General features: G+C 57.4%; 2 protein-coding genes. Both read right to left on the reverse strand.

Annotated elements, in window-relative coordinates:
• Positions 1–84: 84 nt before the first annotated feature.
• Complete coding sequence (locus AC1DYI_RS36520) at positions 85–615, reverse strand: GNAT family N-acetyltransferase (protein ID WP_477208969.1); 531 nt, start codon at positions 613–615, stop codon at positions 85–87.
• Positions 616–677: 62 nt separating this feature from the next.
• A complete protein-coding gene (locus tag AC1DYI_RS36525) occupies positions 678–1,073 on the reverse strand; it encodes a contact-dependent growth inhibition system immunity protein (RefSeq protein WP_477208970.1) in 396 nt (131 codons plus the stop codon).
• Positions 1,074–1,102 lie beyond the last annotated feature (29 nt).

Raw genomic sequence — 1,102 nt, forward strand, 5'->3', positions numbered from 1 at the left:
CAAGGCATCGAGACCGAGGCCTTGAGAGGCTGGCATTGGCAGATGTGACTTCAAACGAACTCGACCTTCAACCCGACTGTGGGCCTAACGTTCGACGTAAGGGGCGGCCTGCGGCTTGCCGCAGGACGTCCCCTTGACGGAGGGGTTAGGGCCCAGGCGTTGAAGATGCACCAACTTTAGACCTACCTCTGGCACCAGGCTGTGGCGAAGGACCTGGAAGCCCAGGCTTTGATAGAGGGAAATTGCGGGCTGATTCTCTGCTGCCGTGGAAACAAGCATGGGCCTGCCCCCGGCACGAGAGACCAGGAACTCGACCAGCGCACGGCCAACACCAAGCCGCTGAAACGCAGGATGGACGGCTAAGGAACAGATTTCGACTTGAGCTTGATCAGCTGCGAAYTCGCTGATGACGCCTGCTAAGGACCCATTGACGAACGCGCCGAAGAAGCTCTCTGACAAGCTCTGAATCTGCTGTGGACTTCGCTCCATTGGAGGCAAGGATTTGACTCCAACCAGCTTGGCCTCTTGGGAGTAGGCCAAGACGTGTATGGCATGAACCTGCTCAGCCATCGCGAGGAGCTTGATTTCGAGTGGTTGAATCGCCACCGTGGCCACTGTGTGGGCTCTAACGTTCGACGTAAGGGGCCTGCCGCAGGCAGGTCCCCTTGACGGAGGGGTTAGGCGTCGGACTGCTGAAGAAACGCATAGACCTCTTTCAACAACTGGCGATTGGTTTGAAGTTCCATACCGCCGGCCGCGAGCTCACCCTCCGCTCGCTTCGCTATGGCGATGATGCGATTGAAGCACACGCGATTGGCAGACCAGTATGCAATGGGTAATCGAACTAGGTTTGCCAGTAGATCGCCTGGATAGTAGTCGCCTTCCAGCAGGGGTTCCTCTTCCAAGAAGTCGAGAGCCAACGGGACAAGATACTTCGTTCCGATTTCTTGACCGAGCAGTACTCGGCAGTCCCCAAGGAGAAAGCTGAGACAACGGGACCTTTCTGAGTGCGTGACATCGGAGCACCATGGCTGAACTGGTTTCGRCAGGCTCGGCCCACACGTGGCTCTCAAGCTGTTCGACGGTACGAGACGTGTTCACT

It is taken from the genome of Ideonella sp. P3_A4, assembly GCF_056403075.1.